Origin of the sequence: Methanobacterium congolense (assembly GCF_900095295.1) — an archaeon.
Taxonomy (GTDB): domain Archaea; phylum Methanobacteriota; class Methanobacteria; order Methanobacteriales; family Methanobacteriaceae; genus Methanobacterium_C; species Methanobacterium_C congolense.
Window position 1 is genome coordinate 2172370 of the sequence record NZ_LT607756.1, and the last position, 24772, is coordinate 2197141.

The 24772-nt window shown below is 40.2% G+C and carries 29 protein-coding genes; 7 read left to right on the forward strand and 22 right to left on the reverse strand.

Annotation, left to right across the window (positions count from 1 at the left end; all coding sequences use genetic code 11):
* Positions 1-22 precede the first annotated feature (22 nt).
* The 3 genes from MCBB_RS10340 to MCBB_RS10350 all read left to right on the forward strand — a co-directional run bounded on the left by MCBB_RS10340 (position 23) and on the right by MCBB_RS10350 (position 3089).
* On the forward strand, positions 23-1306 hold the full coding sequence (locus MCBB_RS10340; protein ID WP_071907686.1) for a GMC family oxidoreductase N-terminal domain-containing protein: 1284 nt from the start codon (positions 23-25) through the stop codon (positions 1304-1306).
* A gap of 61 nt (positions 1307-1367) precedes the next feature.
* Positions 1368-2141 carry a flavodoxin family protein gene (locus tag MCBB_RS10345; RefSeq protein WP_071907687.1) on the forward strand — a complete coding sequence of 258 codons (774 nt, stop codon included), beginning with the start codon at positions 1368-1370 and terminating at the stop codon, positions 2139-2141.
* A 168-nt stretch (positions 2142-2309) separates the two neighbouring features.
* Positions 2310-3089 (forward strand): hypothetical protein, encoded by a 780-nt coding sequence (locus MCBB_RS10350; protein WP_071907688.1) that lies wholly within the window; start codon positions 2310-2312, stop codon positions 3087-3089.
* Positions 3090-3240: 151 nt separating this feature from the next.
* Here the strand turns inward: MCBB_RS10350 and MCBB_RS10355 are convergent, their stop codons facing one another.
* The 18 genes from MCBB_RS10355 to MCBB_RS10440 all read right to left on the reverse strand — a co-directional run bounded on the left by MCBB_RS10355 (position 3241) and on the right by MCBB_RS10440 (position 14888).
* Positions 3241-3504 (reverse strand): energy-converting hydrogenase B subunit P, encoded by a 264-nt coding sequence (locus MCBB_RS10355; RefSeq protein ID WP_071907689.1) that lies wholly within the window; start codon positions 3502-3504, stop codon positions 3241-3243.
* Between the two features lie 161 nt (positions 3505-3665).
* The gene (locus MCBB_RS10360) at positions 3666-4655 is read right to left on the reverse strand and encodes a respiratory chain complex I subunit 1 family protein (protein WP_071907690.1); all 990 of its coding nucleotides are present in this window, start codon (positions 4653-4655) and stop codon (positions 3666-3668) included.
* Positions 4656-4727: 72 nt separating this feature from the next.
* Positions 4728-5891, reverse strand: a complete 1164-nt coding sequence (locus tag MCBB_RS10365) for a hydrogenase large subunit (protein ID WP_071907691.1) — start codon at positions 5889-5891, stop codon at positions 4728-4730.
* A gap of 143 nt (positions 5892-6034) precedes the next feature.
* Complete coding sequence (locus MCBB_RS10370) at positions 6035-6481, reverse strand: NADH-quinone oxidoreductase subunit B family protein (RefSeq protein WP_071907692.1); 447 nt, start codon at positions 6479-6481, stop codon at positions 6035-6037.
* An 83-nt stretch (positions 6482-6564) separates the two neighbouring features.
* Complete coding sequence (locus MCBB_RS10375; protein WP_071907693.1) at positions 6565-7050, reverse strand: 4Fe-4S dicluster domain-containing protein; 486 nt, start codon at positions 7048-7050, stop codon at positions 6565-6567.
* Entirely contained in the window at positions 7047-8411 is a 1365-nt protein-coding gene (locus MCBB_RS10380; RefSeq protein ID WP_071907694.1) for a 4Fe-4S binding protein, read from the reverse strand. The genes MCBB_RS10375 and MCBB_RS10380 overlap by 4 nt, the downstream gene beginning before the upstream one ends.
* 223 nt (positions 8412-8634) lie before the next feature.
* A complete protein-coding gene (locus MCBB_RS10385; protein WP_071907695.1) occupies positions 8635-8907 on the reverse strand; it encodes an energy-converting hydrogenase B subunit J in 273 nt (90 codons plus the stop codon).
* The gene (locus tag MCBB_RS10390; protein ID WP_071907696.1) at positions 8908-9387 is read right to left on the reverse strand and encodes an MnhB domain-containing protein; all 480 of its coding nucleotides are present in this window, start codon (positions 9385-9387) and stop codon (positions 8908-8910) included.
* Positions 9388-9669 carry an EhbH gene (locus MCBB_RS10395; protein WP_071907697.1) on the reverse strand — a complete coding sequence of 94 codons (282 nt, stop codon included), beginning with the start codon at positions 9667-9669 and terminating at the stop codon, positions 9388-9390.
* Positions 9662-10000, reverse strand: coding sequence for an energy-converting hydrogenase B subunit G, EhbG (locus MCBB_RS10400; RefSeq protein WP_071907698.1), 339 nt, complete (start codon positions 9998-10000; stop codon positions 9662-9664). The genes MCBB_RS10395 and MCBB_RS10400 overlap by 8 nt, the downstream gene beginning before the upstream one ends.
* Positions 10001-10015: 15 nt before the next feature.
* On the reverse strand, positions 10016-11509 hold the full coding sequence (gene ehbF / locus MCBB_RS10405; RefSeq protein ID WP_071908081.1) for an energy conserving hydrogenase EhbF: 1494 nt from the start codon (positions 11507-11509) through the stop codon (positions 10016-10018).
* Between the two features lie 142 nt (positions 11510-11651).
* The gene (locus MCBB_RS10410) at positions 11652-12014 is read right to left on the reverse strand and encodes a cation:proton antiporter subunit C (protein WP_071907699.1); all 363 of its coding nucleotides are present in this window, start codon (positions 12012-12014) and stop codon (positions 11652-11654) included.
* Position 12015: 1 nt separating this feature from the next.
* Positions 12016-12249, reverse strand: coding sequence for a DUF4040 domain-containing protein (locus MCBB_RS10415; protein WP_071907700.1), 234 nt, complete (start codon positions 12247-12249; stop codon positions 12016-12018).
* On the reverse strand, positions 12246-12518 hold the full coding sequence (locus MCBB_RS10420; protein WP_071907701.1) for a cation:proton antiporter: 273 nt from the start codon (positions 12516-12518) through the stop codon (positions 12246-12248). Before MCBB_RS10420 ends, MCBB_RS10415 begins: the two co-directional genes overlap by 4 nt.
* Entirely contained in the window at positions 12519-12779 is a 261-nt protein-coding gene (locus MCBB_RS10425) for a monovalent cation/H+ antiporter complex subunit F (RefSeq protein ID WP_071907702.1), read from the reverse strand.
* Positions 12776-13087, reverse strand: coding sequence for a monovalent cation/H+ antiporter subunit E (locus MCBB_RS10430; protein ID WP_071907703.1), 312 nt, complete (start codon positions 13085-13087; stop codon positions 12776-12778). The genes MCBB_RS10425 and MCBB_RS10430 overlap by 4 nt, the downstream gene beginning before the upstream one ends.
* Positions 13088-13304: 217 nt before the next feature.
* Complete coding sequence (locus MCBB_RS10435) at positions 13305-14003, reverse strand: metal-dependent hydrolase (protein ID WP_071907704.1); 699 nt, start codon at positions 14001-14003, stop codon at positions 13305-13307.
* A 162-nt stretch (positions 14004-14165) separates the two neighbouring features.
* Entirely contained in the window at positions 14166-14888 is a 723-nt protein-coding gene (locus MCBB_RS10440; protein ID WP_071907705.1) for a succinylglutamate desuccinylase/aspartoacylase family protein, read from the reverse strand.
* Positions 14889-15106: 218 nt separating this feature from the next.
* Here MCBB_RS10440 and MCBB_RS10445 point away from each other — a divergent pair, with 218 nt between their 5' ends.
* Both MCBB_RS10445 and MCBB_RS10450 read left to right on the forward strand, forming a co-directional pair.
* Positions 15107-16288, forward strand: coding sequence for an argininosuccinate synthase (locus tag MCBB_RS10445; RefSeq protein ID WP_071907706.1), 1182 nt, complete (start codon positions 15107-15109; stop codon positions 16286-16288).
* 280 nt (positions 16289-16568) lie between these two features.
* Positions 16569-16805: a pro-sigmaK processing inhibitor BofA family protein gene (locus MCBB_RS10450; RefSeq protein WP_071907707.1), complete on the forward strand. Its 237-nt coding sequence runs from the start codon at positions 16569-16571 to the stop codon at positions 16803-16805.
* A gap of 48 nt (positions 16806-16853) precedes the next feature.
* Here MCBB_RS10450 and MCBB_RS10455 read toward each other — a convergent pair whose 3' ends face one another.
* Entirely contained in the window at positions 16854-18353 is a 1500-nt protein-coding gene (locus tag MCBB_RS10455; RefSeq protein ID WP_071907708.1) for a bifunctional ADP-dependent NAD(P)H-hydrate dehydratase/NAD(P)H-hydrate epimerase, read from the reverse strand.
* Positions 18354-18647: 294 nt separating this feature from the next.
* On the opposite strand from MCBB_RS10455, the gene MCBB_RS10460 reads away from it, so the two are divergent.
* Positions 18648-20525, forward strand: a complete 1878-nt coding sequence (locus MCBB_RS10460) for a 3H domain-containing protein (protein ID WP_071908082.1) — start codon at positions 18648-18650, stop codon at positions 20523-20525.
* Between the two features lie 298 nt (positions 20526-20823).
* Here MCBB_RS10460 and fhcD read toward each other — a convergent pair whose 3' ends face one another.
* From fhcD to MCBB_RS10475, 3 genes are all read right to left on the reverse strand, one after another.
* Entirely contained in the window at positions 20824-21717 is an 894-nt protein-coding gene (gene fhcD, locus MCBB_RS10465) for a formylmethanofuran--tetrahydromethanopterin N-formyltransferase (RefSeq protein WP_071907709.1), read from the reverse strand.
* 287 nt (positions 21718-22004) lie between these two features.
* Positions 22005-23027, reverse strand: a complete 1023-nt coding sequence (locus MCBB_RS10470; protein WP_071907710.1) for a UPF0104 family protein — start codon at positions 23025-23027, stop codon at positions 22005-22007.
* A gap of 266 nt (positions 23028-23293) precedes the next feature.
* Positions 23294-23776, reverse strand: a complete 483-nt coding sequence (locus MCBB_RS10475) for a metallophosphoesterase (RefSeq protein ID WP_071907711.1) — start codon at positions 23774-23776, stop codon at positions 23294-23296.
* Positions 23777-24291: 515 nt separating this feature from the next.
* Between MCBB_RS10475 and MCBB_RS10480 the strand changes: the two genes are divergently transcribed.
* The gene (locus tag MCBB_RS10480; protein WP_071908083.1) at positions 24292-24528 is read left to right on the forward strand and encodes a TRAM domain-containing protein; all 237 of its coding nucleotides are present in this window, start codon (positions 24292-24294) and stop codon (positions 24526-24528) included.
* The last annotated feature ends 244 nt before the right edge of the window (positions 24529-24772 follow it).

The window sequence follows — 24772 nt, forward strand, 5'->3', positions numbered from 1 at the left end:
TTTTGGATATGGGGCAAAAAATATGAAAGCAATAGTTGTGGGATCTGGTGCAGGAGGAGCAACTGCTGCACGTGAATTAGCCATGAATGGATTTGATGTCACAATATTTGAATCAGGAAAAGCATTTAAGCCATTCACCAGGCGTTTAACAATGACTGAACCCCTCAGAAAGGCAGGTCTTCTAGGAGGTGAAAAAACCATCGGGCGTATATTCTCCTACATGGATGTGATGCGTTCTGAAAGGGATCTGGTACTCGTTAGAGGTATTGGTACCGGTGGCTGCACAACCCTATCTTGCGGTAACATTGTACGGGCTGATCATGGTCTGAAAGAGATTGGACTTGATCTCACACCTGAATTTGAAGAACTTGAAAAGATCATGGGTGTGAAACCCTTTCCAAAGAAAAGGTGGAGACCCTTAACCCAGGATATGTTTGAATCCGCCAAAAGATTGGGTCTGAACCCACATCCAACTCCCAAGGCTGTTGAACCCAGTTTGTGTACCTCATGTGGACTTTGTGAAATGGGATGTTCCACTGGGGCACGTTGGGATTCCAGGCGGTTTTTAGACGATGCACTGAAAATGGGGGCTATACTTCACACATCATCCCAGGTTCAGAGGGTTTTAATTGGGAATGGACGTGTGAAAGGTGTTGTTGTTAAATCAGGGTTATCAACTAAGGTTGTAGAGGGGGATGTGGTGGTGCTGGCTGCCGGAGGAATTGGAACGGCCCAGATACTTAAGAATTCTGATTTGCCTGCTGAAGACCATCTCTGGGTTGATATCGTTCTTACGCTTGGAGGCGTTTATAAAGGAGCTAAACAGCTTAAAGAACCTCCCATGTTATGGTACACAGAGCATGAGGATTACATATTATCTCCATACCTGGATGTGTTATCCCACTGGTTCCACAAACCATGGCGAAATGTTTCACTGGAAGACAGGGTTGGAATAATGGTAAAAATGGCAGATATAGCAGATGGAACCGTTTGTGCAGATGGAAGCGTGCACAAAGACATTTCTCCCAAGGATCGGACAAAAATAGACAGAGCAGTTTCCCATGCAAAGGACATAATGGAAGATTCTGGTGTTTCAGGCCCATTTGTAACAGGAATGTACAATGGAGGCCATTTTGGCGGGACAGTTCCCCTGAAAAAAGAGGATGTAAATTCAATGAAACCTTCCTGGCTACCAGATGGGCTTTGGGTTGCTGACCTTTCACTTGCTCCCCGCTCACAGGGACTGCCAACCATACTACTGACTTCCGCCCTGGCTTTGAGGGTTGCAAGGAAAATTGTGGAGTAATTGACTAAAAAACTTAAAAAATAAAGAGCATTAGATTTACGGACTATAAATGGAGATTTAAATGAAGGTATTGGCAATAATTGGAAGTCCAAAGGGTAAGGGTAACAGTTACAATGTTACAAAACAGGTTGAGGAAAAAATGAAAGACATAGATGATGTGACCTTTGAATACCTCTTCCTCAAGGATGCTGATCTGCAAATGTGCAGGGGATGTTTTGCCTGCGTCATCAAAGGGGAAAATTTCTGCCCTATTAAAGATGAAAGAGCTGAAATTGAGGAAAAAATGCTTAAATCAGATGGTATAATATTTGTAAGTCCCTGTTACTGCCAGAATGTATCGGCACTCATGAAAAACTTTATAGACAGGTTCTCCTATGTATTTCACAGACCACGCTTTTTTAATCAGAAAGCCATGGTTTTAGCCACAACTGGAGGTGCAGGGTTAAAAGAAACATTGGATTATCTGTCAAAACTTGAAGTTTGGGGTTTTGGACCTGTGGTCCAACTTGGTGCCATCTGTCCGCCATGGCCAGCATCTGAAGGCCTTAAAATTAAAAACAATAAGAAGACAGCTGGATCTGCAGAGGAGTTCTACAAAAAACTCAAGGGAAAAAAACTGCCTTCACCCAGATTTAACCAGTACATGCACTTCAGGTTCATGAAAATGAGTTCTGAGATGAAGGAATATTTACCTGCAGATAATGAGTTTTATAAGGATAAAAAAGACTTTTTTTATCCGGTTAAAATAAATCCATTCAAGAAATGGTTTGCATCATTCATGATAAAATTTGCACTGTTCATGATGAAGGATATGGGACCTGCAGAGGCTAAATAAGATTGAATCGTTTGAATCAATGGATACTATTATTAAAATATTATTTTTGAAATAGCTGATTCACATAAAAAAAGAAGTTTTAATGGAAATAGATTTTTAATAAAAAGGATAGAATAAAAAGATAGATTAAGGACCTATTTGATAAAAATAGAGGTGTGAGGTGTGACCATGAACAACGACCAGATAAGATTTCGTATTTTGAAGTACCTTAAACTTGCCTACGATAAGGAACCTTCAGCCTATGCAAACAGGGTTATACTACTTGATGAATGTCAAATTCCTGATTCAGACCTTGAAAGAAACCTGAAACACCTTAAAGACGCAAATCTTGTTGATATGCAGATGCGGCTTGGGGGAGACTTCATAGTGAAGATCAACAACAGAGGCATCCATGTCCTCAATCAGATGGAAGAGAAAATCCACGAGGAGGAAATAGAAAAAACTGAGGGGAAAACATGTTTAATTTCCCATTTAATGGATGAAACAAAGATTTACGTTGATTCAAAACTCGAAACCCTTGATCCAGAAATATTAACACGATTAAATTTTATATACGAAGATTTAAGCTCTGAAAATCATGAAAATGGTTTTGCAAGGGTTGCCTACGACTGCAGGCAAATGTTCCTTGATTTTTCAGATGCCCTTTTCAATGAGTACGTTAATTCCATGGATGTTAATGAAACACCGAAACGGGAACAGGTAAAACTTAAGATACAGTACGTTCTAGAAGGTGTTGGGAAACATGATGAACATGGTGAACTCTTATCAGTAAAGTTAGATTACATTTTGAACTACTTGGATGGTTTGAACGAGTTCATGCAGAGGGGAGGGCACAGGGAGATAAGTTTCAATCTGGAAGATGCAAAATCATGTCTTATATACACTTATCTTTTCATGAAGGACGTTTTAAAAATTGTAGATTCTTATCAACCAAATATAAACCTTTAAAATTAATTTAAAACCATGTTAAATAGTTTTTAGAACTGAAAATATAGGGAAAAAATATACTGAGAATAACTTTTAAAAATTAAATATAGAAATTAAATATAGAAAAATAAGACTTGAATGATTCAGGTATCTTAAAAATAAATATTAGGAATTAAGAGCTTTTACTGATCTGAGCATCGAGTTTGGCCTTGGCCTTTTTGAAGGCTGTTAAGAAGGATTCTTCCTCGGTAACCGGTGTGATTTCCAGGCCCAATTTTCTGTGCTCTTCTATCCATTCCTCTTCAAATACAGGAATATCTATTTTTATGGGTTCTTCTGTGGGATTTACAACGATAAGGTTCCTGTATGGGAATCTAGTCTCACGTATGTAACCTCCAAGACTGATTATATGCTGTGGCCTTACAACGAACTTCATTTGATCACCAGACGGATATTTTCTGTTTATTTTTAAATTTAGAATCTTTATCTCTTTAAAGGAATGAAGAATAAGAATTGGATTTCAGGGCGTGATAAACACACCATCATACTGAATCAAACCAATTATCCTTCAATTAATCTTATTGAACACTTGGCAGTTTAAAGGAATGTTGCGACTATTGCAACAACTCCAAGTATGGATGCTCCTGCAACAACAGGGTAGAACTGTTTGTTGGTGAATATTGGGGAGAATGCACTGAGTACAGCCATTAGGATTGGTAATATAATTGCAACCAGTATGTTCACCAGTATTGTCCAACTCATGATGTTCGGTGGCATTCCCAGGAAAAGGGTTGTGAACACCGTTGCAAGTACAAATATCAGGAATCCTCTGCTTATGTAAACATATGCCCTGTATTTTGATGCATATTCAAGTAAGGGTCCCTCTATAACATCTGCCTTGGCCTTGAGTATAGAGAAGGGGTATTCATTCAAAAGCACCATGAATCCTATGAAGAACACTATCGCTCCCAGTACCCCTGCAACTGTGAAGAGTATTGGTCCGTGTATGTGTTGGTAGGCAACTATGTCCTGAAGGTAAATACTCCGGGCCATTGTAACAGGCACAAATAAGGCTATGTAAAGTGGGAATGAACCGAATGCTATTAAACGAAAAGCCCTTACTGTACTGAGTTCTTCAAGGAATGATCTCTTTACTTCAGGATGCTTTGCACCCTTAACAATATCTGGGAAGGGCATTCTGAGGGAGAGAACTGATTTGGAAAGGGATCCCATGAACATGTAGAGTACTTCTTCTATCTTCAAAAGACCTATGACTGCCACCATACTTGCAAACGCTGCTAATGGGTACATTTGAGGCATTATAACGATTAGTATGAACACCACTGATAGTAAACTTATGATTGGCAGGGCGTTGTAGAGTCTTGGCATTGGGGATGCGGGTTTTATGGTTTCCTTGAAGAAAAATTTGATCGGAGCCATAAGTCCCGGACTTGAGATTGGTGGACCTACCCTCTGCTGGATCCTTGCATGCACAAACTTCCTCTCAATTCCTGGAAGCCATAAGCTCACCAGAAAAGCCAGTATCAGTGTTCCTATTACTGCAATTATTGAATTTATAACAGTCATCTGCACTTCTCCTAATCCCTATATTTCTATGATTTTTATCATGACTTAACGTTTTAATCTGCGGATTTTTCACTATTCATCTAATCTAATTATCTTGATTGCACGATCCGTGCATGTGAAACAGGGATCGCACTGTACAATTGCAAGCTGGGCATCTGTTATGTGGTGGCCTATGCATGCATGCTGCATCGCCCCTATGTTTGCAATGGAAGGGGTTCTTATGATTGAACCCCGGACTCTGCCGTCTTCCAGTGCGTAGGAGTGGTACAATGTACCCCTTGGCACCTCTATGTAGCTCCTGGTTATTGGGGCATCGTGCATCTCCCATGTCCTGTTGGTTATTTTACCATCTGGAAGACCTGCAATTGCCTGTCTTATTATCTTTATGGATTCAAAACATTCAAAAACCCTCATGAGGAGGTTGGATTTAACATCTCCACCATCCTGGGTTATGATATCAAATTCGAATGGGTCGTAAACAGACATTTCACGTCTTAAATCCTGTTCGTATCCTGTTGCCCTGAGGGTTGGTCCTGTTGCACCCAATTCCAGGGCTTCCTTCTGGGTGAGTACTCCCACACCTGTGATACGGGACATGATCATTGGATCCGATACGAATCTGTCTGCGAATGCTGTTAATTTCTCTTCAACAGTATCCATTCCCTCAAGGATCTTCTGTATTCTCATTTCGTCCAGTTCGCATCTTGGTCTGACCCCTCCGATGACTGATGCTCCGTACTGAACCCTGTTACCCCCTATCATCCTGAGGAGTTCCATGACTGTTTCCCTGATGTAGAACAGCCTCATTGAGAAGGTTTCATGTCCCAGAACCTCATTTCCATGGGCAAGGTAGAGAAGGTGGCTGTGGAGTCTTTCAAGTTCTTCCATTATGATTCGTATGTAGTTTGCCCTTTCTGGTACCTCTATGTCAAGGGCCTTCTCTGCAACCATGCAAGAGTTCCAGATGTGGCTGTTGGAACATATTCCACAGACCTTCTCAGTCAGACTGTTTGCTTTTTCAACGGGCAGTCCTTCCATTATACGTTCTATTCCCCTGTGGTTGATTCCTATTGTTATTTCAGCATCCTTCACAATCTCGTCTTCAACGAACAACCGTACCCTGTATGGTTCAAGGGCTGCAGGGTGCACAGTTCCCATTGCTATTTCTGTTTCTATAACAGTCTGTTTGGAATTTTCACTGCTTACATTCCTGTTTCCCTTGTTATCCTCATCCATAAATACACCTTTTTAAGCACATTTGGTTTTAAAAACCTTTGATCCCATTAATTCATGTTATTTGTTAAAATTTGATTTTGATCATTTGAATATTGATTTTTAATCTTTATTTTATTAAATAAATTGTTTAATCAGTTACTTTTCTATTTTGCATCCAACAGTTTTGGAAGGGCTGCAACAACTCCAGATAAAACATCCTCAGGTCGTACAGAACATCCAGGTACCTTTGCATCAACAGGTATTATGTTTTCAACAGGCCCTGCAATCTCTTCAGAGGGTATGTCTCCATGTATGTTCTTATAAACTCCACCCATTAGTGCACATGCACCTGCTGCAACAACAGCCTTGGGTTCAGGTATTGCCTTGTATATTTCACGCAGTGGCTGTTCCGTATGTTTTGTTACCGGGCCTGTGACTACAAGAACGTCTGCTTCCCTGGGATTCCATGTTAAAAAGACCTTGTACTGTTCTGCATCGTATTTTGGTGAGAGTATGCAGTTGACTATTTCAATATCGCATCCATTGCATCCTCCAGTGTACACGAGCATGACATGTACGGCCCTTGCCCTTGAATATGATTTTAAACTCATATCATTCCTCTTTTAAGGTTTTTTTAAGGTTAATCGTAAGATCAGGTTAAGTAATCTGCAACATCCTGCAGAAATTTCGTTTTCTACTCCTTTCTCTTTCTCAATACAGTTGAATCTGATAAGAATTGTGATATGAAAGCTAACTTATCATCAGATATTTTAACAGGTTTTTCAAGGAGTGTTGCTATGTCTGAGTCTGGCTGCCCCACATCGTTTGGGTGTATGGTTCCTGCCTCGCCGAAAAGGGCGTAAAGTGGACAGAAATCATGGCAGTAGTAACAGTGAACACATTTTTCAGTGTGAAGAACTGGAATCTGCGTTTTCATCATTCCCTCCATGAGCTGGACTGGTTCATCCAGATCCACCATTTCAACTGCTCCTGTTGGACAGGCGTTGCTGCAACCTCCGCATCCTATGCATTGAACCTCTGCAACCTTGTCGGTTGGGACTATCCTGCCTTCAAGGATTTTGCTTCGAAGTTCCATATCTGTAACACGGTCTGAGGCAAATAATATCCGTTTAAAGTTGCTGTAGGCCCCCTCCAGAAATATTCTGATTAAATTTTTCATTGTGATACCTCGAATTCCCTTTCAAATAGTATGGCCCTTGCTGGACATGCATTTGAACATGCACCACAGTAGGTACATTTTGAATCATCGACTACAATACTGCCATCCTCTGCTTCGGTTATAGCCTCTTCAGGACATATTTTGGTGCAGAGCTTGCATCTCATGCATAGTTTGTCCTGTATAAAGCTGAAACCATCTTTTATTTCTTTTTTATACAGGGTTGTCTTTTTGATAGCATCTTTAGGACAGTGTATGGCGCATTTTTCGCAGAGAACACATTTTTCAAGGTCAACCTCGATTGAACCCTTTTTAAGGGTTATTGCATCCTTCGGACAGACCTCTGCACATACACCACATGATATACAATCCTCTGAAACATCACCCTTCCATGTGATGTTTTTGAAGCTTCTTGCCTCGTTGTAGTCGCAGGCCTGTACACATTTTCCGCAGGATACACAGAATCCTTTAACAGTTCTTTCAGGCTCCTCTGAAAGTCTCAATGTACCTACCGGGCAGACATCAAGGCATTCCATTGTTTTGCAGTCCTCACAGAGGGTTGGGTCGTACCTCATCTTGCCATCGATCTGTCTGAGTGCCCCACGGCTGCATGCATCCGCACAGAGTCCGCAGTTGAGGCATGAAACTATGGTACCTTCAATTTCCTCACCCTCTTCAGGCTTTCGGATGTTCACCTTGAAGTCGTCGATGTAGATTGCGTTTTGTGGGCATTCCTTCATGCACTTCAGGCAGAGGGTACATTTCTCAGGGTCTATGACACCGTTTTCTATGGCTCCTACTGGACACACATCCTCACAAACACGGCACTGGGTGCATTTTCCTTCAAGGTTCACATCAACCATTATTGCATCTGTTGGGCAGTAGTACTGGCATCTTCCGCAAAGTGTACACTTCTCAGTGTCTGTGACGACGTTGGTCCTCTGAACCTTTTCATCCTCTTTCTTGGCGGTTGGAAGAGTTGGTTGAACTGTCAGGTTAAGTGCTTCAAGGAATTTAAGCTGTCTGTCCTCAATAACATCATATGCATCCACCCTTGCATTTATTGGACATGCGTCGGCACATATACCACATCGTGCACAGATACCCTTCACTACTCCGTCTTCGATGTGTATGCTGTTAACTGGACACGTCATTTCACACACACCACATGCGTTGCACCTTGCCCTGTCAACAACGTAGCCACCATATCTATTTTTAAATATGGCCCTATTTGGACAGGCCTCTGCACATGCTCCGCAGGTGATGCAGCTGAATGCTTTGCCTTCTATGAGTCTTATTGCCTCTGTTGGACATTCCTTGATACATTCCCCAAGGCCTTCACATTTTTTAGTCGATAAGAACATTAATATTACCTTCCATTCCATTAGATGTTGAAATTATTCTATGAATTTATTCTAAATCCCCTTTATCCCCTGTTTTATCTTCAATTTCATGATTTTGACTTGTATTTAAATTTATTTTTAGCTTCAATTACCATCCTTAATTTTAATGAATGATTCCATGAGGATGAATCGATTTAAAGGATTCTAATGGGATTTCTTCTTTTCCATCCCTATTGATGCTGTTTCAGTCTTCATTTTCAGTGCTTCTTTCCCTTCCAAATAGTAGTTTACCTACTATTATTCCTATGAATGCTGCTACGAATCCTGATGCAAGGGGAGCATCTGTGTAGTAGGGAAATGCACCGAGGAAATATGCCATGGCCACTGCAAATATCAATGTAACGATGTAAACCGATGCATCGAATTTCAGCTTGCTTTCGGGATTTTCCTTGATCCTTGTTCCAAGTATGAATCCCAATAGAAATCCTAGTATCAATGGACCTGCGTAAACCACCATTTAGATCTCCTCTTCGTTCATGTTTTCAAGCAGTTTCTTACTCTCGAGGAAGGTTACAACCACTGCAGTCAGTCCCACCATGACCTTGAGACCCACAACGAAGTTCAGGTAGGGAATGATACCCGCATGTATCGGGTCAGGGTAGTCAAATATGTGCTGTATGAATGGAGGTACGATACCGTAGAGATTAACACCAAGGTTGTAAAGGAAGAATCCTGATGTGAAGAGTCCTGCAAGTCCCAATGAAACATATGCAATGGCCCCTACACTTTCAAGGGATGCCATGAAGTTGTGTGTTAAGTGTATTGGGTTTTCCTTTAAACCGTACACAACTAAACAGAAGATCAATGCTCCTGCTATTATTGCACCGCCCTGAAATCCTCCTCCAGGAGTTATGTGTCCTCCGAGTATGGTTAAAATACCGTAACACATCAGTATGAGTGATGCTGGAAGTGCGAAGAGTTTGAGTATTGTGCTCATTTAATCATCTCCTCCAAGATCCACTTTACCCCTTCCAAATATGAGAAGGGTTACAACAACAGCAGTTACAAGTATGAGGGCTTCTCCCAGGGTGTCGTAGCCCCTCCAATCAAATACAACGTTTGTTACCATGTTCGGAGCTATCTGTGGTCCGACCCAGTTGTAGATGTAGCTTATTCCAGGATAGATCATGCTGCTGAAGTGGAATATGGACTCAAAAAGTGCCATTGCAAATACCAAGAGCGAAAACCCTGCTATTATGTTTCTTAATCCTTCAGACATTTAGATTCCCCCAATAGAATAATGTTATGATAATTCCAAGTGCCACAACAACGTAAAATGTCATGTTAGCCAGTGAATCGTTCTGTTCTCGTTTGAGTTTAGGCATGATAGGCATTGCCACCACAACAAGCACAAGGAGGATAATGAATGCAAAGATCATCAGTACCTTGCTTACAACCCTGAGCATGATAACTGCCAGGAGAAGGGTGGATACTATGGCTATTTCCCCGGCCAACATGGATGAAGTTGACACGTTTGTTAATGGTCCTTCTTCATCTGTTTCAATTCGAATATCCTTTATTTTTTTCACTATAATATCATAGATGCTCATAGAATCCCTCTGTTACTATGCAATGTTCACCGCAAGTCCCTGCAGAGAATTGGTTGCAAGACCTGGGAACAGACCAAATACTATGCATATTATCAGGAACACCACCATTGCAAGGAGTGTTACCCTTGGTATTTTTTCGTTTTTGATCTCAAGGTCATCTGGTTTTGGTCTCAGGTATATGGCGTAGTATGCCCTCATGAAGGTCATGAAGGTCACGATACTCAGGACTATCATTATTATACCGAGCTCGGGTAGTCCTGCATCCACAGCAGCCTGACAGAGCATTAATTTACTCTGGAAAACGTTCAATGGAGGGACTCCTGCCATTGCAAAGCCTGCTATCATAACCAAAAAGGCTGTTTTTGGTGACTGTACCATCATGCCTCCCAGTTTTCTCACATCACTTTCCCTGGTTTTGTAGAGTACGGTACCGAAACCTATGAATAGGAATGCAGTTACTACAAGTTCGTTAACAGCCTGGAAGAGTCCTGCTGTTACTCCCATTGCAGTTCCAAGTCCAAGTCCTATTCCAATGTATCCAAGTTCACCCACTGCAAGGTAACCTATGATACGTTTGAAATCGGTCTGGTTCAGGGCCATGGTTATACCCAGAACCATTGCAAGGAGGGATATTCCTATTATGAAGACCTTTGAGAATGGGAGGTAACCAAATATCCTTAATATTATGACTCCAAGGGCTACGAACATCACAACCGAAAATGCCTGAAGCAATGCAGCTCCATTTGGGAGTGCTTTGCTGTAAACCGCTGACTTTATTGAGTGGAACGGTGGAAGTCCTGAACCGTAGAGCCATCCAAAGGTTATAAGGCCGCATGCCATTAGAAGTACTGGGCTCTTGGGATCCACCAGTCCATGTTTAATCGCATAAACAATATCTGTGATGTTAACGTTTCCTGTAACTCCAAGGAGGAATGCTATTCCAAGGAGCATCATTGGAGAAGCTATACTTCCAAGTATCATGTACTTGAGGGCTGTTTCATAGCTGCCCTTAACCTTTGAAACAAGGATTATACCAACCTGTGCCAGTGCTGCTATCTCAAAGAAAACGAAAAGGTTGAATATGTCATCTGTGAGTATCAAAGCAGTTATTGAAGCTGCAAGCATGAATAAAAGGTATCCATACATTCCAGAAGGCCTTTTAACCTCGTAAAGAGATAGGAATATTGAGAACAATGCCACAATTCCCACTATGAATATGAAGAGCTTCTGTGCACTTCCAAATACGTAGGTTATTGCAGGGTGGAACACGTTGAGTGCTGAACCTGTTATGAATGCAGGTAACCCTGTTGCTATGGCCCCATTCTGGATGAGCGGTGCGTATCCACCGAAGTAATGGGTTCCATAGTTTGCAAAAAGTGGGACAATTGGCAGTGCCAGTGCAATGATCACTGACAGTACCTTGATGGTTCTGTCCCTTTCATGCAGCAGGTTCAGGAACAGGGCACAAGTGATTGGTATTATAACCATCAACGGGATTAATGAATTCATATAATCCATGTAATCCCTCCATTTTGTATAAACGCCCAATTACAACTGTTCTGAATGTTGCACATAAATTTCATGTTAGTTCTAATTTCTGTACTTCCTTTGAAGCTTGTAATGTTTGATGAGTCTTTTGAAGGCATTTCAATTACTCTCCAAGGACCTTTGATGCACTTATAGATCCGTATTTTTTGTGAAGCACGATGATTATTCCCAGCATGACTGCCAGGGTACTTGCACCGATAACGATACTCGTGAGAACCAGTGCGTATGGCAGTGGGTATGATGCATTCTGTGAGAACCAGTTACTTGCCATTCCTGGAAGGAAGATGTAAATTATTCCCCCAGCCTTGTACCCCATTGCAATGAGGAAAAGATTGGCACCGTCACCTATGAATGCAAGTGCTATAACTTTTTTTATAAGGTTATCCAGATAAATTGTACCGAATAGTCCAATAACTATTAATGCTCCTGCTGTTAAGAGCGATGCTAGTTGAGTGTCCATAATCATTTTATTCCTCCACCCTGCGTGTTCTGTAAACTGCCAGTGCAAAGAACACCGGTACTATGGCTGAGCCCACAATTGCCTGGGTCAGTGCAACGTCTGGTGCCTGGAGGTACTGGTAAAGAAGGGCCAAGCCAACTCCTGGAATTCCTGTTAATATGGCTGCTTTAAGGAGATCGCGCTGCATAAGGGTTATTATGGCACCTAAAACTGTTACGGCCATGAATATGTACTCTATCATTTTTCTTCCTCCCCGTAGTAATGGCCATTGGCTATTGCATGAGCTGCAAATGGTGCGAGAATGAAGTAGGCCACAGCAAGAAGTGGTTCGTTAAGTGCAAGAAGTGCTATTATACATGCTGTGTCTGTAACTCCCAGTATGTGTATTCTGGCATAGGTAACATGTTTGATGTCATCCTTGAATCTTAAAAGTCCAAATGTTGCCAGGAGCACCAGTACCGCCATTAGTATCAGTACTGCTGCCTGTATCAAGGTTATAAGGTCCTGCACTTAATCACCCCTCAAAACTCTTGCGAATGCTATGGTTCCAATGGGTCCCAGGAACACCAAAGCTGTTGCTATGTCCCTGCAGAAACCCAGTCCGTAAATGTGCTGGATCAGGACGAGTATGGTCACAACTGCTATGCTCAGACCTAAGAGCCCTACAAGACCCATTGCTATGGTTTTTCTGGTTGTGATCCTTATGGTGGCCACTGCGTAGATTGCCAGGGCCGCCATTAGGATGTATTCTGATAAGACGAGTATGTTCATTCTAACATCCCTTTTATGTATGGTTCAAATGGAATTACATCTTCAATTGCCCTTGGATATATTGTTGCAACTTTCAAAACTTGATTTTCAGAGTCCAAGTCAATAGAAAGTGTTCCCGGAGTTAAGGTTATGCTGTTTGCAAGGATTGCCTGTGAAACTGGCCTCTTGAGCACCGTTGGAATTTCAACAACGGTGGGTTCCACCTTACCGTTGACAGTCCTTACAGCAACATCAAGCTCCGCCTTTAATATTTCAAAGATGAGAACAACGAAATAAGCAATTCCATAGTATATTCTAACTAAGAACATTTTCGAATAACTCCTTCCATTTATAATAACTGAAAATACGGGTAAATAGCATTGCTAAAACAGATGACAACCGGATAACATCGGCTGCCTTACCCACCTTTAACTGATTCTTCATTATAAAACATGATATATAAATATAACTAAATTAATTTTTCATATTTATTATTTGATTTTAAAATTCAAAAATAACAACAAAAACATGATATCCCCAACGATTTCAGAATAGACTCAGCCACGATCCATTCAATAAGAAGAAATATATGAAAACAGAACCAATCCATAGACTAAAAAGCCCAAAAGCAGCTTTTTTGTGGTATTTTCTGGACGAAATTGGGGACAAAAGCCTGATCCCTGCAGGTGTGGACATGTCCAGTATCACATGACTTGCACATCCCAGGAGAATCGCAGCAAATACTTGATAAATATTAACTGAGTTCAAGAGGGAAGTTGGGGTTAAGATTATTCCTATAGACACCAAAACTGCAAAAATGGGCATTAACTTCCTGTTAAGGATTATGAAACCAAGTAAAAGGGATATAAGTATCAGAGATAGTTTCAGAGGTAGACTTAGATCCTGAAGCACCAAGCTGGATCCCATGACGAATACCGCCATGAAACATGAAATTAAACATATCCCCATGATTGAGTGCATGAATCCCCTGTGTTTGGACACATAAAATATCACAGCTAGGATAATGAGTATCAAACCTATTAAAAAGGGTAGTTTAAGTATATAAAGTGTTAGAGCTATCACCATACCAATTAAGGCCATTATGGTCAGGTTCTTCCTGTTGACGTCGTGGTCCATATCCAACATTGAGGCTCCCAGCACTGCAAGTGAGAGGTAGAACACATCTGGGAAAAATGGTAGGGCCATCAATATTGAGAATAAAACGTGTTTTTTGTAAGAAGGCATTTTTATCAGATTTAACTCTGTAAAACCTCATAAAAAAGGATTTCCCTAAATTTCATGAAAGGATCCTGAAAATGATAGTAAATAATTTCAGTTTTATCTTCTTTATTAAATAAAAGATTGAATAAAAATTTTAAAAATAAAAAAAGTGTTAAATGAAAGGGATCATAATTCAATGATTTTAAAGTACCTTAAATAAGATAACATCTGCCGGTATGACCTTTCAGGGCTTCCAGGGTTAACCTGACAGTTCTCTGACACTACCTCACATGTCACAGCAGGCGTTCCCATGAGGTTGCACTCATCCTCAAGAGCCCCACTGTAGAGGGTTCCAGCATGTTCATGAAGGAGTAACTTGGATTTTGTTTCATGGGTTATGTGTTCAGCTATATCACGGCTTTCAGGGCAGGGATTTCTTGAGCAGAAAACACTCTCCACCCCAGGATTACTCCTGAGTTTTGTGGCGTGGAAATCTGCAACAGAATCTATTTTAAAGGTCTTAACTGCCATCAGTATGTCGTTTGAAGCTGAACCCCCCTTGGATGCTGAACGGTTCATGTCGAATCCCCTGAACCTTCTGGAATTTTTCATGGTTGAGTGGGGTACTGCAAATGGTATCAAGTAAACAGTCCCATGGATTTCCATGTTCTCCAGTTCATTTGCAAGTTTAAGGGCTGCAAGTTGGGGTGGAAGCTCGTTTCCATGAATTCCTGCCGTTAGCATGACCCTTGGTTCACCTTCCCCGACCTTAAGGAGAGGTGTTCCCCTTTTTGCTGCACGAATAATCCGGGAGCTTGTTGATCCCATTGGAATGTATTCAGTGAGAGGTTCGTTTTCAGTTATGTTTCCCCCTGTTTCTGAGGAGAGTATGATCATTTCAGGTTTCATGTTTACACCATGTGATAAAATGCACCAGCAGGAATAGGGCCAAGTTATAAATTATAAAATATTCCAATATTCTTATAGTTACTATTATTGTAGTTACTATTTGGTAGATTTTTTGAATTATATTTTTTGATGGATCATGCTACACTCTTGATCAACAAAGGATATAACTGAATGATATACGTTTAAGTTCATATAAAACCAAATCAAGGTGATTTTGAATGGAGAAAGTTGTTCTGGCATTCAGCGGTGGATTGGACACCTCTGTGTGCGTTAAATTACTGGAAGAAAAGTACGACATGGAAGTTATCACAGCCTGCGTTGACGTTGGCCAACCTGAAGATGAAATAGAAAGACCTGGAATGGTCGCAAACAAGATAGGCTCATCAAAGCATTACACAATCGATGCAAAGGACGAATTTGCAAGTGAATTCATATTCAAAGCAGTTAAGGCCAATGCACTTTACGAGGGTTACCCTCTGAGCACCGCACTTGCAAGACCATTAATAGCCATGAAAATCGTTGAACTGGCAGAGAAAGAGGGAGCCGCAGCCATAGCACACGGATGCACAGGTAAGGGTAACGATCAGTTCAGGTTCGAATCAACCATAAGATCCGGTTCTGTCTGCGATATAATAGCACCTGTAAGGGATTTAAACCTCACAAGAACAGAAGAGATGGAATATGCAAAGTCCCACGGCATACCCACACCATCAGACAAGCTCTACAGTATCGATGAAAACCTCTGGGGCAGATCCATAGAGGGAGACATCCTCGAAGACCCAATGGTTGAAACACCAGAAGAAGCCTTCAGTTGGACACGTTCAAGTGAAGACGCACCAAATGACGCCCAGATCATTGAAATGGAATTCGAAGCAGGAGTTCCAGTGGCCATCGATGGTGAAAAAATGACACCGGTCCAGCTTATCAGGGAGTGCAATCGCATCGCAGGTATGCACGGAATCGGAAGGGTTGACATCGTGGAGGACAGGATAATAGGCCTTAAATCCAGGGAGAACTACGAAACACCAGGAGCAATGCTTATAATCACAGCCCACAAGGCCCTTGAACAGATAAGCCTCACAAGGGAAGAGCTAAAATTTGCTGAAACAATCTCACAGACCTATGCAGAACTCGTTTACAACGGACTGTGGCACGAACCATTACGTGAAGATCTTGATGCAATCGTAGATAAAATGCAAACACGTGTGACAGGCAAAGTAATGGTCAAACTCCACAAGGGGGGCATGAGGATCCTTGGAAGGGAATCACCATGCAGCCTCTACAGCCAGGACGCAGTATCCTTCGAAGACAAGGAAATGGACCAGCGCGAAATGGCAGGAATGGTCAAAAACTACGGCCTCCAAGCAGCATGCTACCAGAAAGTCTGTAAAAAGGACTGAAATAATGGTTACAAGCCTTTAAATAAACAAGGAATAGATTGGGAGATAAATATCATCCCATTATTTCTTCATTTTTATTAGAAACTTTTTTTATTAAATTAGTAAGATTAATAAAAACAATTCTCATTAAGAAATAATTCTCGTTGATACTGGTGAAATTAAAACTGAAATTGAAATTATTGAAACTAAAATTTTTGTTGAAAATAAATTTAAATATTTATTATTGAATAGTAGATCTAAATTAGTTTAAAAGCTGTAAAAGGAGAGATCAAAGATTCTAATGGAAATTATACTGGTTCTTATTGTTATTTTAGGACTGATAATCCTTTTCAAGGTGGGTGGTGTTCTTTTGAGGATACTCCTGAACATGATCCTGGGATTCATACTTCTTTTCATCGTTGATCTAATTCCCTCAGTTGATATTCCCATTAACATTCTTACAGTATTAGTTGCAGGTTTTGGAGGGATTTTTGGAGTTATATTCCTGCTGATACTGAGTTTCATTGGTATTATCTAGTTACAACCTTTGATTCCAAATAAAACTTATCTATTCTCCCTTTATACTTTACTTCTGATTCAAAACCCCAGGTATGAAATTTGCAACCTGGCTTGCAGTGAAGTTGAAGCCGTACCTCTCCTGTGCCATGTCTCCAGCCATTCCATTTATGTAGGCACCAAGGTATGCTGATTCAAAGGCGTCATGGCCCTGTGCCATCAATCCACCAATGAGTCCTGCGAGAACATCCCCTGTACCTCCAACAGTCATTCCAGGATTGCCTGTTGCATTCAACCTTACTTTATCACCATTTGAGATGATATCAACGGTACCCTTGAGAACGGTGACAGCCCCTGAATTTTTCGAAACCTCTGAAACCATATTCATCCTTTCTTCAAGACCTTCAGGCACATTCAATCCAAATAATGATTTGAATTCTGCCCCATGGGGCGTTACAACAACATCAAGCCCATTTTGTGCCGATTCTGTAATAGTATCGATGTCAATAAGTTTAAGTGCATCTGCATCAATAACCACGGGGTTCTGAACCTTTCGCATAAGTTCGTTCAATGCATCTCCTGTTTCATCTGCCATTCCTATTCCACAACCAACTACTAAGGAATCTGCATTCTTTGAAAGTTTCAGGATTTCATTAACATCTTCAAGAGTTACAAAATCATTTGATACTGTGTTTGAAAGAGTTTTAACGATTACATCAGGAGAATAGGATCTTACTGCACCAGATACAGATGCTGGAGAGGCCACAACTGCTATGTCTGCACCGGATCTCATTGAAGCAAATGCTGCAAGCGCAGGAGCACCTGAATAATCTGCACTGCCCCCAATAATAAGTACACGTCCGTTTTGTCCCTTATGAGATGTTTCAACCCTTTTCGGAATCCTTAGAAGATCCCCAGGGCCTGTGAATATTTCAGCCTCAGGAGGTATTCCAATATCACATACACGTACGTTACCCACCTGTTCAATGCCGGCATTTTTAAGGCCTTTTTTCGCCCTGTGGAAGGTTACTGTGATGTCTGGAGCAACTGATTTGTGGTGAACCTCACCAGTCAGCGGGTCAAGTCCTGTTGGAACATCAACAGCAATTTTAATGGCACTTGAATCGTTTATAATATCCACCGCTGTGGAAACCGGTTCCCTGAGCTTTCCCCTGACACCGGTTCCAAGTATGGCATCCACCACAACCCCAGAATCAAACTTTTTAAGGTTTGAAGAGTCTTCAATCATCTGGATCCTCAGTGGACTCAAACCTCTGTTAATCCTCCGGAGAACCTCCAGGTTTGCACGTGCTTCCGGAGATTTTATCCTTGAAAGGTGGTTTAAAAGTATCACGTCAACTTCAAATCCTCTGTTTAAAAGGTAGCGTGCAGCCACAAATCCGTCACCACCGTTTCCGCCGTTACCTGCAAATATAACGGTTTTACATGGATCTGAGATTTTGGATATCACATCTGCAATACATCTACCTGCATTTTCCATGAGTGAAAGTTTAGGTATTCCCATAGCCTCTGCATTGGCATCAGTAACCATCATGTCCTTTGGAGTCATTTTATCACTACTTATAAATTATAAAACAGATGATATTTAATAATAACCTTGAGACCCAGCTTAACGAATGAAGACTTATCCTACAAGCAAAATCGTTCAAAAAAAACAGTGCTTTAAGGGCCTCTTTTTCCAAAATCTTATAAATTACATCGAACCCGTGAAGAGTAATATTATCAGTTTTTTAAGGACACATTGAAAGGTTTAAAAGAATTAAAAAATAATGGTGATCCTTTGAACCCCTTCGAACTGCACATTCTACCAAAAGAGGAAGATATTCCACCCATCCCTTACAGAATGATGCTTTATGCATTAACTGCAGTCAGTGGACTTGTGGTTTATGGGATTATTGGTTCAATTTACATCATGGGTTTAAACCCAATCAATGCTATTTATTTTACAGTTATAACCATAGCAACAGTAGGTTATGGTGATATCAGCCCAGTAACACCACTTCAAAGACTTTTTGTAGTTACACTTGTTCTGGGAGGGGTTGGTTTACTTGCATATGCATTTACATTAACAATAACGGTGGTTACAATGGCAGTTGAAGAAATAACATCTGGAGCTAAGCAGAGAAGGATGATCGGTGCAACGAAGGATCATTTCGTGCTCTGCGGTTATGGAAGGGTGGGTAATGCCGTCCATAAAGAGCTTAAAAAGAGGAATCGAGACGTTATAATCATTGAAAGGGATAAAAAGATCGTTGAAAAGGAACTGTGGAACGATCCAGAAGTTCTGGCAATTCCTGGGGATGCCACTGATGAAACAGTTATGCTAGATGCTGGGCTTAAAAGGGCTAGGGGAGTTATAATAACAACTGGAGAGGATGTGGACAACCTTTTCATAACCCTGACTGCACGTGAAATACATCCTGAAATATGGATAGTCACAAGGGCCAGTAAAAAGGAGAATATCCGGAGACTTTATCGTTCTGGAGCAGATAAGGTCGTTTCTCCTGAAACTAGCGGTGCTGAGGACATATATTTTGCAGCAATGGAACCCACCATCATGAAGATCACCACCATGCACGGAGTCCATGACATAAAAAGGGAATCAGAGATCATCCTGAAACACGGCTGCACCCTTGAAAACATAGAGTACCACCTGCCTGAGTTCAAGGAACCTCTGGCAAGAAAAATTGGAGTATCAGAGATCAGCGAACTGAACAGATTTTTAGAGAGTTTGGAACGTGAGAATACCCGTAAAAAATCCCTTGAGAAGATCTACGAATCTGTGAGCGGAATTCATTCCCACTGGATATCAGGGCCAACCAAGGAAAGTCTTGAAGCAGTTGCAAATGAACTTAAAAGTGAAGGCATCCTTCTCGGAGTGAACCTCGATGAAGAGGAGATAAAAGAAGCAGCAAGGAAGCATGGAAGATTGGTTGAGGTTGTTTTTAAACCAGAGATCAAAATAACAGAAACCCATGACGTCAGAGACATAAGGGAAGAAGCTGAGATCATCCTGAAACACGGCTGCACCCTTGAGGATATAGAGTATTACCTTCCGGGCTTTCACGAACCGCTCAAGAGGAAGGTGGGCTTGTCCAGGATCGAGGAGATGGAAAGGTTTCTTAAAAAACTGGAAAGGGATTCAGCAAGAATGGAATCCCTTGAAAGACTTTATACTCTTTCTGGAGGAGGTATACATTCTCACACAATATCTGGACCTGACACCACCAGTCTTGCGGATGTAGAGAACGAATTGAAAAAAAAAGGATTCTTACTAGGGGTTAACCTAAGCCAGAAGGAGATAATCAGAAAGATCAAAGAATATGGGCGTGTTAATGAGGTTCTTTTAAGGCACAAACCTGGTGAAACCGATGACAAACGGATCATAATAGGTCTGGGTGGCCGAATACTTGATTCAAAGCATTACCTCCCGGGTTTAAGACAAGTGGTATCAAGAAAACTCTACATCAAGGATGAAAAGGATCTCAAGAGGTGTGAGGAGGAGTACAAGAAACCTGATGCCAGAAGATCCCTTGAAACACTCTCCCACATATCAAGAAATGTGCACAGCCACACAGTATCTGCAAGGGATGTTGAAACAAGCCAGAAAATAGTTCAAGCCCTAACTGAAAGGGGAATTTTGCTAGGGGTTGATCTGCCTCAAGAGAAGATCTGGGAAATCCTGGAGAGTGAAGAGATTGAGAAGTTCTGTATAGAGTGATTTTTTTTGAAACCGGAATCAGTTTTTAATAGGTACTACTCTTAAAAAGCCTTCTTTTTTTAATATTTTATTTTTAAAATATTTTATTAGAATTTTTAATATTGTTATTGAAACTAAACTCTTTAAATAAAAATATCTTAAAACTTTATCAAAAGCTTTAAAAAGTTTTAAAACTCATAAAATCAGTTAATCTTATAAAAACAGTTTTAAAGGAATATGAAAAATAAAAAATGATTTAAAAACAGCCAAAATATAAAAAAAGATAAGAAATCTTTTATTAAATTTCAACCTTAACTGTTTAGAACAGTTCCTGCAGTTTTATGTTGTATTTACCCAGATTTCCACCGAAGTTACCCGCGCTGATCTGTAGAACACCGTTAACTTTGGTTGCAGCTTCTATACCTGCTTTCATTGCTGCTTTAACTGCTTCTTCATCCACACCGTCTATAACTATCTCATAGACTCCGTCAACGTTTTCTGGGATGTTACATCCTTCAACATCGCCCTTGAGTGTTACGCACATTTTTTCGTTGGTGGATGCGTTGAGGAACTTGTACTTGTTTGAACCTACCTTGGAACCTGAAGCAACTATCCCCCCTGGGAATGGTGTTATAGCGCCAGGTACTGCTTTAATAGCGTCTACTGCTGCATCTGCAGCTAAGAGTCCTGCTGGCTGGTTTTCAGCGAGTATGAACAGGTTTCCCCCTGCAACTCCTGCTTTTACTCCCAGTTCGGATTCAACAAGGAAATCTCCGGACATGAGCGGGATTGAGTGTATCTTTCTTCCCTGGATGTCAAGGACTTTTTCGTATCCGTCACCGTAGAATTTGAGCTTGTGACCTGTTTTGAATTTTTCGTCTGGTTCTTCCATTGCATCGAAGACAGCTGTGGTTGCTGCTGTGAGTATGCACATTCCAATACGTTCAAGGAGCTCATGGTCGAGTTTTTTCTTGTCCATGTTGCAGATCATGATGATGTATCCTGGCCTTCCGTCAGGTGTTTCCTGTGGAGGTACGTAGCAGTCTATTCCTGCCTCTGCTGGGCATCCAATAACGGATGTTCCGTAGCCTGTAGCTTCCACAGCCGCTACCTTTGCCAGTTTTTTGGTTGCTGCAGTTATGAGAATTCTGGATGTCTGTATACCGAATGCTTCTGCAAAGTTATCTTCTATTTCCACGCCGTTTATTTCCATGATTATCACCGACTTGATGTAGGAGAAGAAAAGGTATAAATTTTTCCATTTGATTTTTTCAGTTGGACAGATGAAGTTTTCAAGCCATTTTAGTATACAGTCAAGATTAATGCAGTTATAACTCAAAAAAAGTGAATTAACAATTTATTAAGATATTAAAAACTTAAAAGCCCATTGAAGTTTTATAAAATGAGGAATAATTAATTAGGTACTAAAAATATCAAATAAACATTCTTAACTTAAAAATTTAAGCAATTAAATTGAATTAAATAACAAATTGAAACGTTTTACTGCCCCATCTCCTCAGAAACCTTGTCCATAACACCTGTTCCAAAGTAAGGAAGGAGTAGCATTCCTATGACCGAGGTCATCCAGAAGGATATGAGTCTCTCAACTATGGTTGCAGCTGCACTTATTGAAGGTGGTACACCTGCGATTGAGTACATGAGTATCATTATACCATCAACAGCCCCCAAACCTCCTGGTAAAAGAGGTATCATTCCAATCAGCGTTGCTATTACAAAAACAACTGCTATAACTCCCGGAGAAACCTGAACACCGAAGGCTGAAAATACTATGTAAACCCTCGCTATCTCAAAGAGCCATATCACGAATGATAGTGGCAGACCATACAGCAGGACATTCCTATTTTTCATCATGGACTTGATGCTGTCCTGAAAGTTGTTCAAAGCCTTTAAAGCTTTGTTTTCAATGTTGCTGTGTTCTTTTCTGGAGAATCTTTTTATAAGCCTCACAAGCCACATGGTTATCTTTTTTCCAGCCCCTTCATTTATGCACATGTAGATTATGATGAAAAATGCTACCAGGAGAATCAAAAGGGCAGCTATAAGAGCCCCTATTGTGATTTCCGATAGTTTCAAGTAGAGAACCGAGTAGGTGATAGAGAAAACTGCAAGCACCACGAAGGGGAAGGTGTCAAGACCTCTATCAGCTACTACAGTTGCAAAGGCATTTTCCATGGGTGACTTTGAATATTTGCCCAGTATGTATGCCCTTACAGGTTCTCCCCCTCCCCTTGCACTTGGGGTGAGGTTGTTTATTGCAAGGCCAACCATGAGCATTGGCAGTATGTGCCGTTTTTTAGCAGTTATGTCAAGGGATTTAATGGTTATATCCCATCTAAAGGTCCAGAGACCATATATTGCAAATTGTACAAGAACTGCAATGGCCACGTACCATGGATTTGCAAGCGCAATTGCACTTTCAACTTCTCCAGGCCCTATGAATAATACCATTACAGCAAGTACTCCAATTCCCACCAAAAATAGTGCAAGAGTTTTATATTTCATTATAATTCCTTCAATAGTTTATAAACCAATTTTAATCTTGAATTAATTTGATACTATGATCTAAGTTTAATAGGTCTCAAAAGATTTGATCATTAATATTTTAGTTTTAGATAAGTTTAAGGTAACTCTTCTTAGGTACTCTTCATAGAAAATTCATGAAACGTCCTTAAAAAATTTTCTAAATCACAGTGTGAAATATTAGTATTGAACCAAGTTATATTTAAAGGAGTATTGAATTGGAGTTTACTCTACTTTTAAGCTGCAGTTTAGAGGTGTACAATTTCATGACCCAAAGTCTCTGGATCCAGGAGCACAACGGTCCTATCCCCTGAAACGTAACCACAAACCTCTCCAGGATTTACAATCACTGTATCGTCCTTTATTATTTCAGTTTTATGGGTGTGTCCCCTTATAACAACATCGTAAAGTCCACTTTTAGCCAGTGCATTCACAATTGGCTCTTGTGTTCCATGGATAACTGCAAATTTCCTACCTGAAACTGAAAATTCCCTGAAATCTTCAAGCAGGCAAAGATCATGGTAGGCGGTTTTCAGGCCATCCCTTTCACCATCGTTATTTCCAAAAACTGCAACAAAGTTCGCATCGAGTTTCTGGAATTCTTTAGCTGTAAAAGGAGCTATTAAATCCCCTGCATGTATAACAAGTTCAACGCCATTCTCATTGAATAGTTGAACTGCATCTCTAATTGCACTTAGATTATCATGGGTGTCTGCCATTATACCTATCATAAAAATTTCTCCTTAACCTGTATCAGTCATGGAAAACTGTTTTTTCATGGATTCTGTATTATTAAAGGGAATCATGAAATTAATATTATGAAAATTTTTAATATTATAAATATTATAGAAATTGCTAAGAATGAATTGTTACTTTGAAACCATTTAGATAAACTCAATGCACCTAAGCTAGTTCCAAAAAAGCTATGCATCATCATTATAATATTCATGTGAGTATCCCTATTAATTTTACGATTATTACTGTTAAAGAGATTAATGCAAAGGAATGCAGAACCAAAAAGTTTTGAATAACTAAAAAAAATAACCATGTGTAATCTTTTTGAAATTAATATTAACAGTGCCCCACTACAAGAATATTTTTCCCATTAAACTTTCCAATAACATTATAAACCATTTTAAAACCCCATAACTATCTGAAACAATTTCACTTTTTTTGCAAAGATATATATACCATTAAAATAAATGGTAGTTAAGGTCATTTTATGGCTGAATTAGGAAGTGATGAATTGTTCGGAAATAATTACGACAGAAATGATAGCTACGAAAGTAGAGAAAATTCAGCTCCTATTAACGTAGGAGAAGAATACGATGTTAAAATTGAAGATCTCGGAAGGGACGGAGACGGAATCGCACGTATAGAAGGTTTTGTTATATTCGTAACAGGCGCAAAAGTAGGCGACGAAGTCAAAATCAAAATTAACTCAACCAGAAGGAACTTTGCCTTCGCAGAAATAGTCGAATAAGACTACGCTTTGAATTAGGAAATTTTTATTCTTGAAAATTGTAAGTTTTATAAATTTTAAATTTTCATGAATATTTCTATTTATTTTTAATGAACTTATTAACTGATTAAACTGTTTTATTTCTTATTATCCACTTATTGTTCTAAATTATCTTACATCCCCTACCGTTTTTAAATGAAATCTAATTTTGTACTAATATTATGCAGTGAATTGAGAACATGACATCAGATCTACGTAATAAGTA

Excerpts from the sequence above, each read along its gene's own strand:
- MCBB_RS10340 (WP_071907686.1), top strand. The coding sequence starts at position 23 with ATGAAAGCAATAGTTGTGGGATCTGGTGCAGGAGGAGCAACTGCTGCA.
- MCBB_RS10345 (WP_071907687.1), top strand. The coding sequence starts at position 1,368 with ATGAAGGTATTGGCAATAATTGGAAGTCCAAAGGGTAAGGGTAACAGT.
- MCBB_RS10350 (WP_071907688.1), top strand. The coding sequence starts at position 2,310 with ATGAACAACGACCAGATAAGATTTCGTATTTTGAAGTACCTTAAACTT.
- MCBB_RS10355 (WP_071907689.1), bottom strand. The coding sequence starts at position 3,504 with ATGAAGTTCGTTGTAAGGCCACAGCATATAATCAGTCTTGGAGGTTAC.
- MCBB_RS10360 (WP_071907690.1), bottom strand. The coding sequence starts at position 4,655 with ATGACTGTTATAAATTCAATAATTGCAGTAATAGGAACACTGATACTG.
- MCBB_RS10365 (WP_071907691.1), bottom strand. The coding sequence starts at position 5,891 with ATGGATGAGGATAACAAGGGAAACAGGAATGTAAGCAGTGAAAATTCC.
- MCBB_RS10370 (WP_071907692.1), bottom strand. The coding sequence starts at position 6,481 with ATGAGTTTAAAATCATATTCAAGGGCAAGGGCCGTACATGTCATGCTC.
- MCBB_RS10375 (WP_071907693.1), bottom strand. The coding sequence starts at position 7,050 with ATGAAAAATTTAATCAGAATATTTCTGGAGGGGGCCTACAGCAACTTT.
- MCBB_RS10380 (WP_071907694.1), bottom strand. The coding sequence starts at position 8,411 with ATGTTCTTATCGACTAAAAAATGTGAAGGCCTTGGGGAATGTATCAAG.
- MCBB_RS10385 (WP_071907695.1), bottom strand. The coding sequence starts at position 8,907 with ATGGTGGTTTACGCAGGTCCATTGATACTAGGATTTCTATTGGGATTC.
- MCBB_RS10390 (WP_071907696.1), bottom strand. The coding sequence starts at position 9,387 with ATGAGCACAATACTCAAACTCTTCGCACTTCCAGCATCACTCATACTG.
- MCBB_RS10395 (WP_071907697.1), bottom strand. The coding sequence starts at position 9,669 with ATGTCTGAAGGATTAAGAAACATAATAGCAGGGTTTTCGCTCTTGGTA.
- MCBB_RS10400 (WP_071907698.1), bottom strand. The coding sequence starts at position 10,000 with ATGAGCATCTATGATATTATAGTGAAAAAAATAAAGGATATTCGAATT.
- ehbF (WP_071908081.1), bottom strand. The coding sequence starts at position 11,509 with ATGAATTCATTAATCCCGTTGATGGTTATAATACCAATCACTTGTGCC.
- MCBB_RS10410 (WP_071907699.1), bottom strand. The coding sequence starts at position 12,014 with ATGATTATGGACACTCAACTAGCATCGCTCTTAACAGCAGGAGCATTA.
- MCBB_RS10415 (WP_071907700.1), bottom strand. The coding sequence starts at position 12,249 with ATGATAGAGTACATATTCATGGCCGTAACAGTTTTAGGTGCCATAATA.
- MCBB_RS10425 (WP_071907702.1), bottom strand. The coding sequence starts at position 12,779 with ATGAACATACTCGTCTTATCAGAATACATCCTAATGGCGGCCCTGGCA.
- MCBB_RS10430 (WP_071907703.1), bottom strand. The coding sequence starts at position 13,087 with ATGTTCTTAGTTAGAATATACTATGGAATTGCTTATTTCGTTGTTCTC.
- MCBB_RS10435 (WP_071907704.1), bottom strand. The coding sequence starts at position 14,003 with ATGCCTTCTTACAAAAAACACGTTTTATTCTCAATATTGATGGCCCTA.
- MCBB_RS10440 (WP_071907705.1), bottom strand. The coding sequence starts at position 14,888 with ATGAAACCTGAAATGATCATACTCTCCTCAGAAACAGGGGGAAACATA.
- MCBB_RS10445 (WP_071907706.1), top strand. The coding sequence starts at position 15,107 with ATGGAGAAAGTTGTTCTGGCATTCAGCGGTGGATTGGACACCTCTGTG.
- MCBB_RS10450 (WP_071907707.1), top strand. The coding sequence starts at position 16,569 with ATGGAAATTATACTGGTTCTTATTGTTATTTTAGGACTGATAATCCTT.
- MCBB_RS10455 (WP_071907708.1), bottom strand. The coding sequence starts at position 18,353 with ATGACTCCAAAGGACATGATGGTTACTGATGCCAATGCAGAGGCTATG.
- MCBB_RS10460 (WP_071908082.1), top strand. The coding sequence starts at position 18,648 with ATGATGCTTTATGCATTAACTGCAGTCAGTGGACTTGTGGTTTATGGG.
- fhcD (WP_071907709.1), bottom strand. The coding sequence starts at position 21,717 with ATGGAAATAAACGGCGTGGAAATAGAAGATAACTTTGCAGAAGCATTC.
- MCBB_RS10470 (WP_071907710.1), bottom strand. The coding sequence starts at position 23,027 with ATGAAATATAAAACTCTTGCACTATTTTTGGTGGGAATTGGAGTACTT.
- MCBB_RS10475 (WP_071907711.1), bottom strand. The coding sequence starts at position 23,776 with ATGATAGGTATAATGGCAGACACCCATGATAATCTAAGTGCAATTAGA.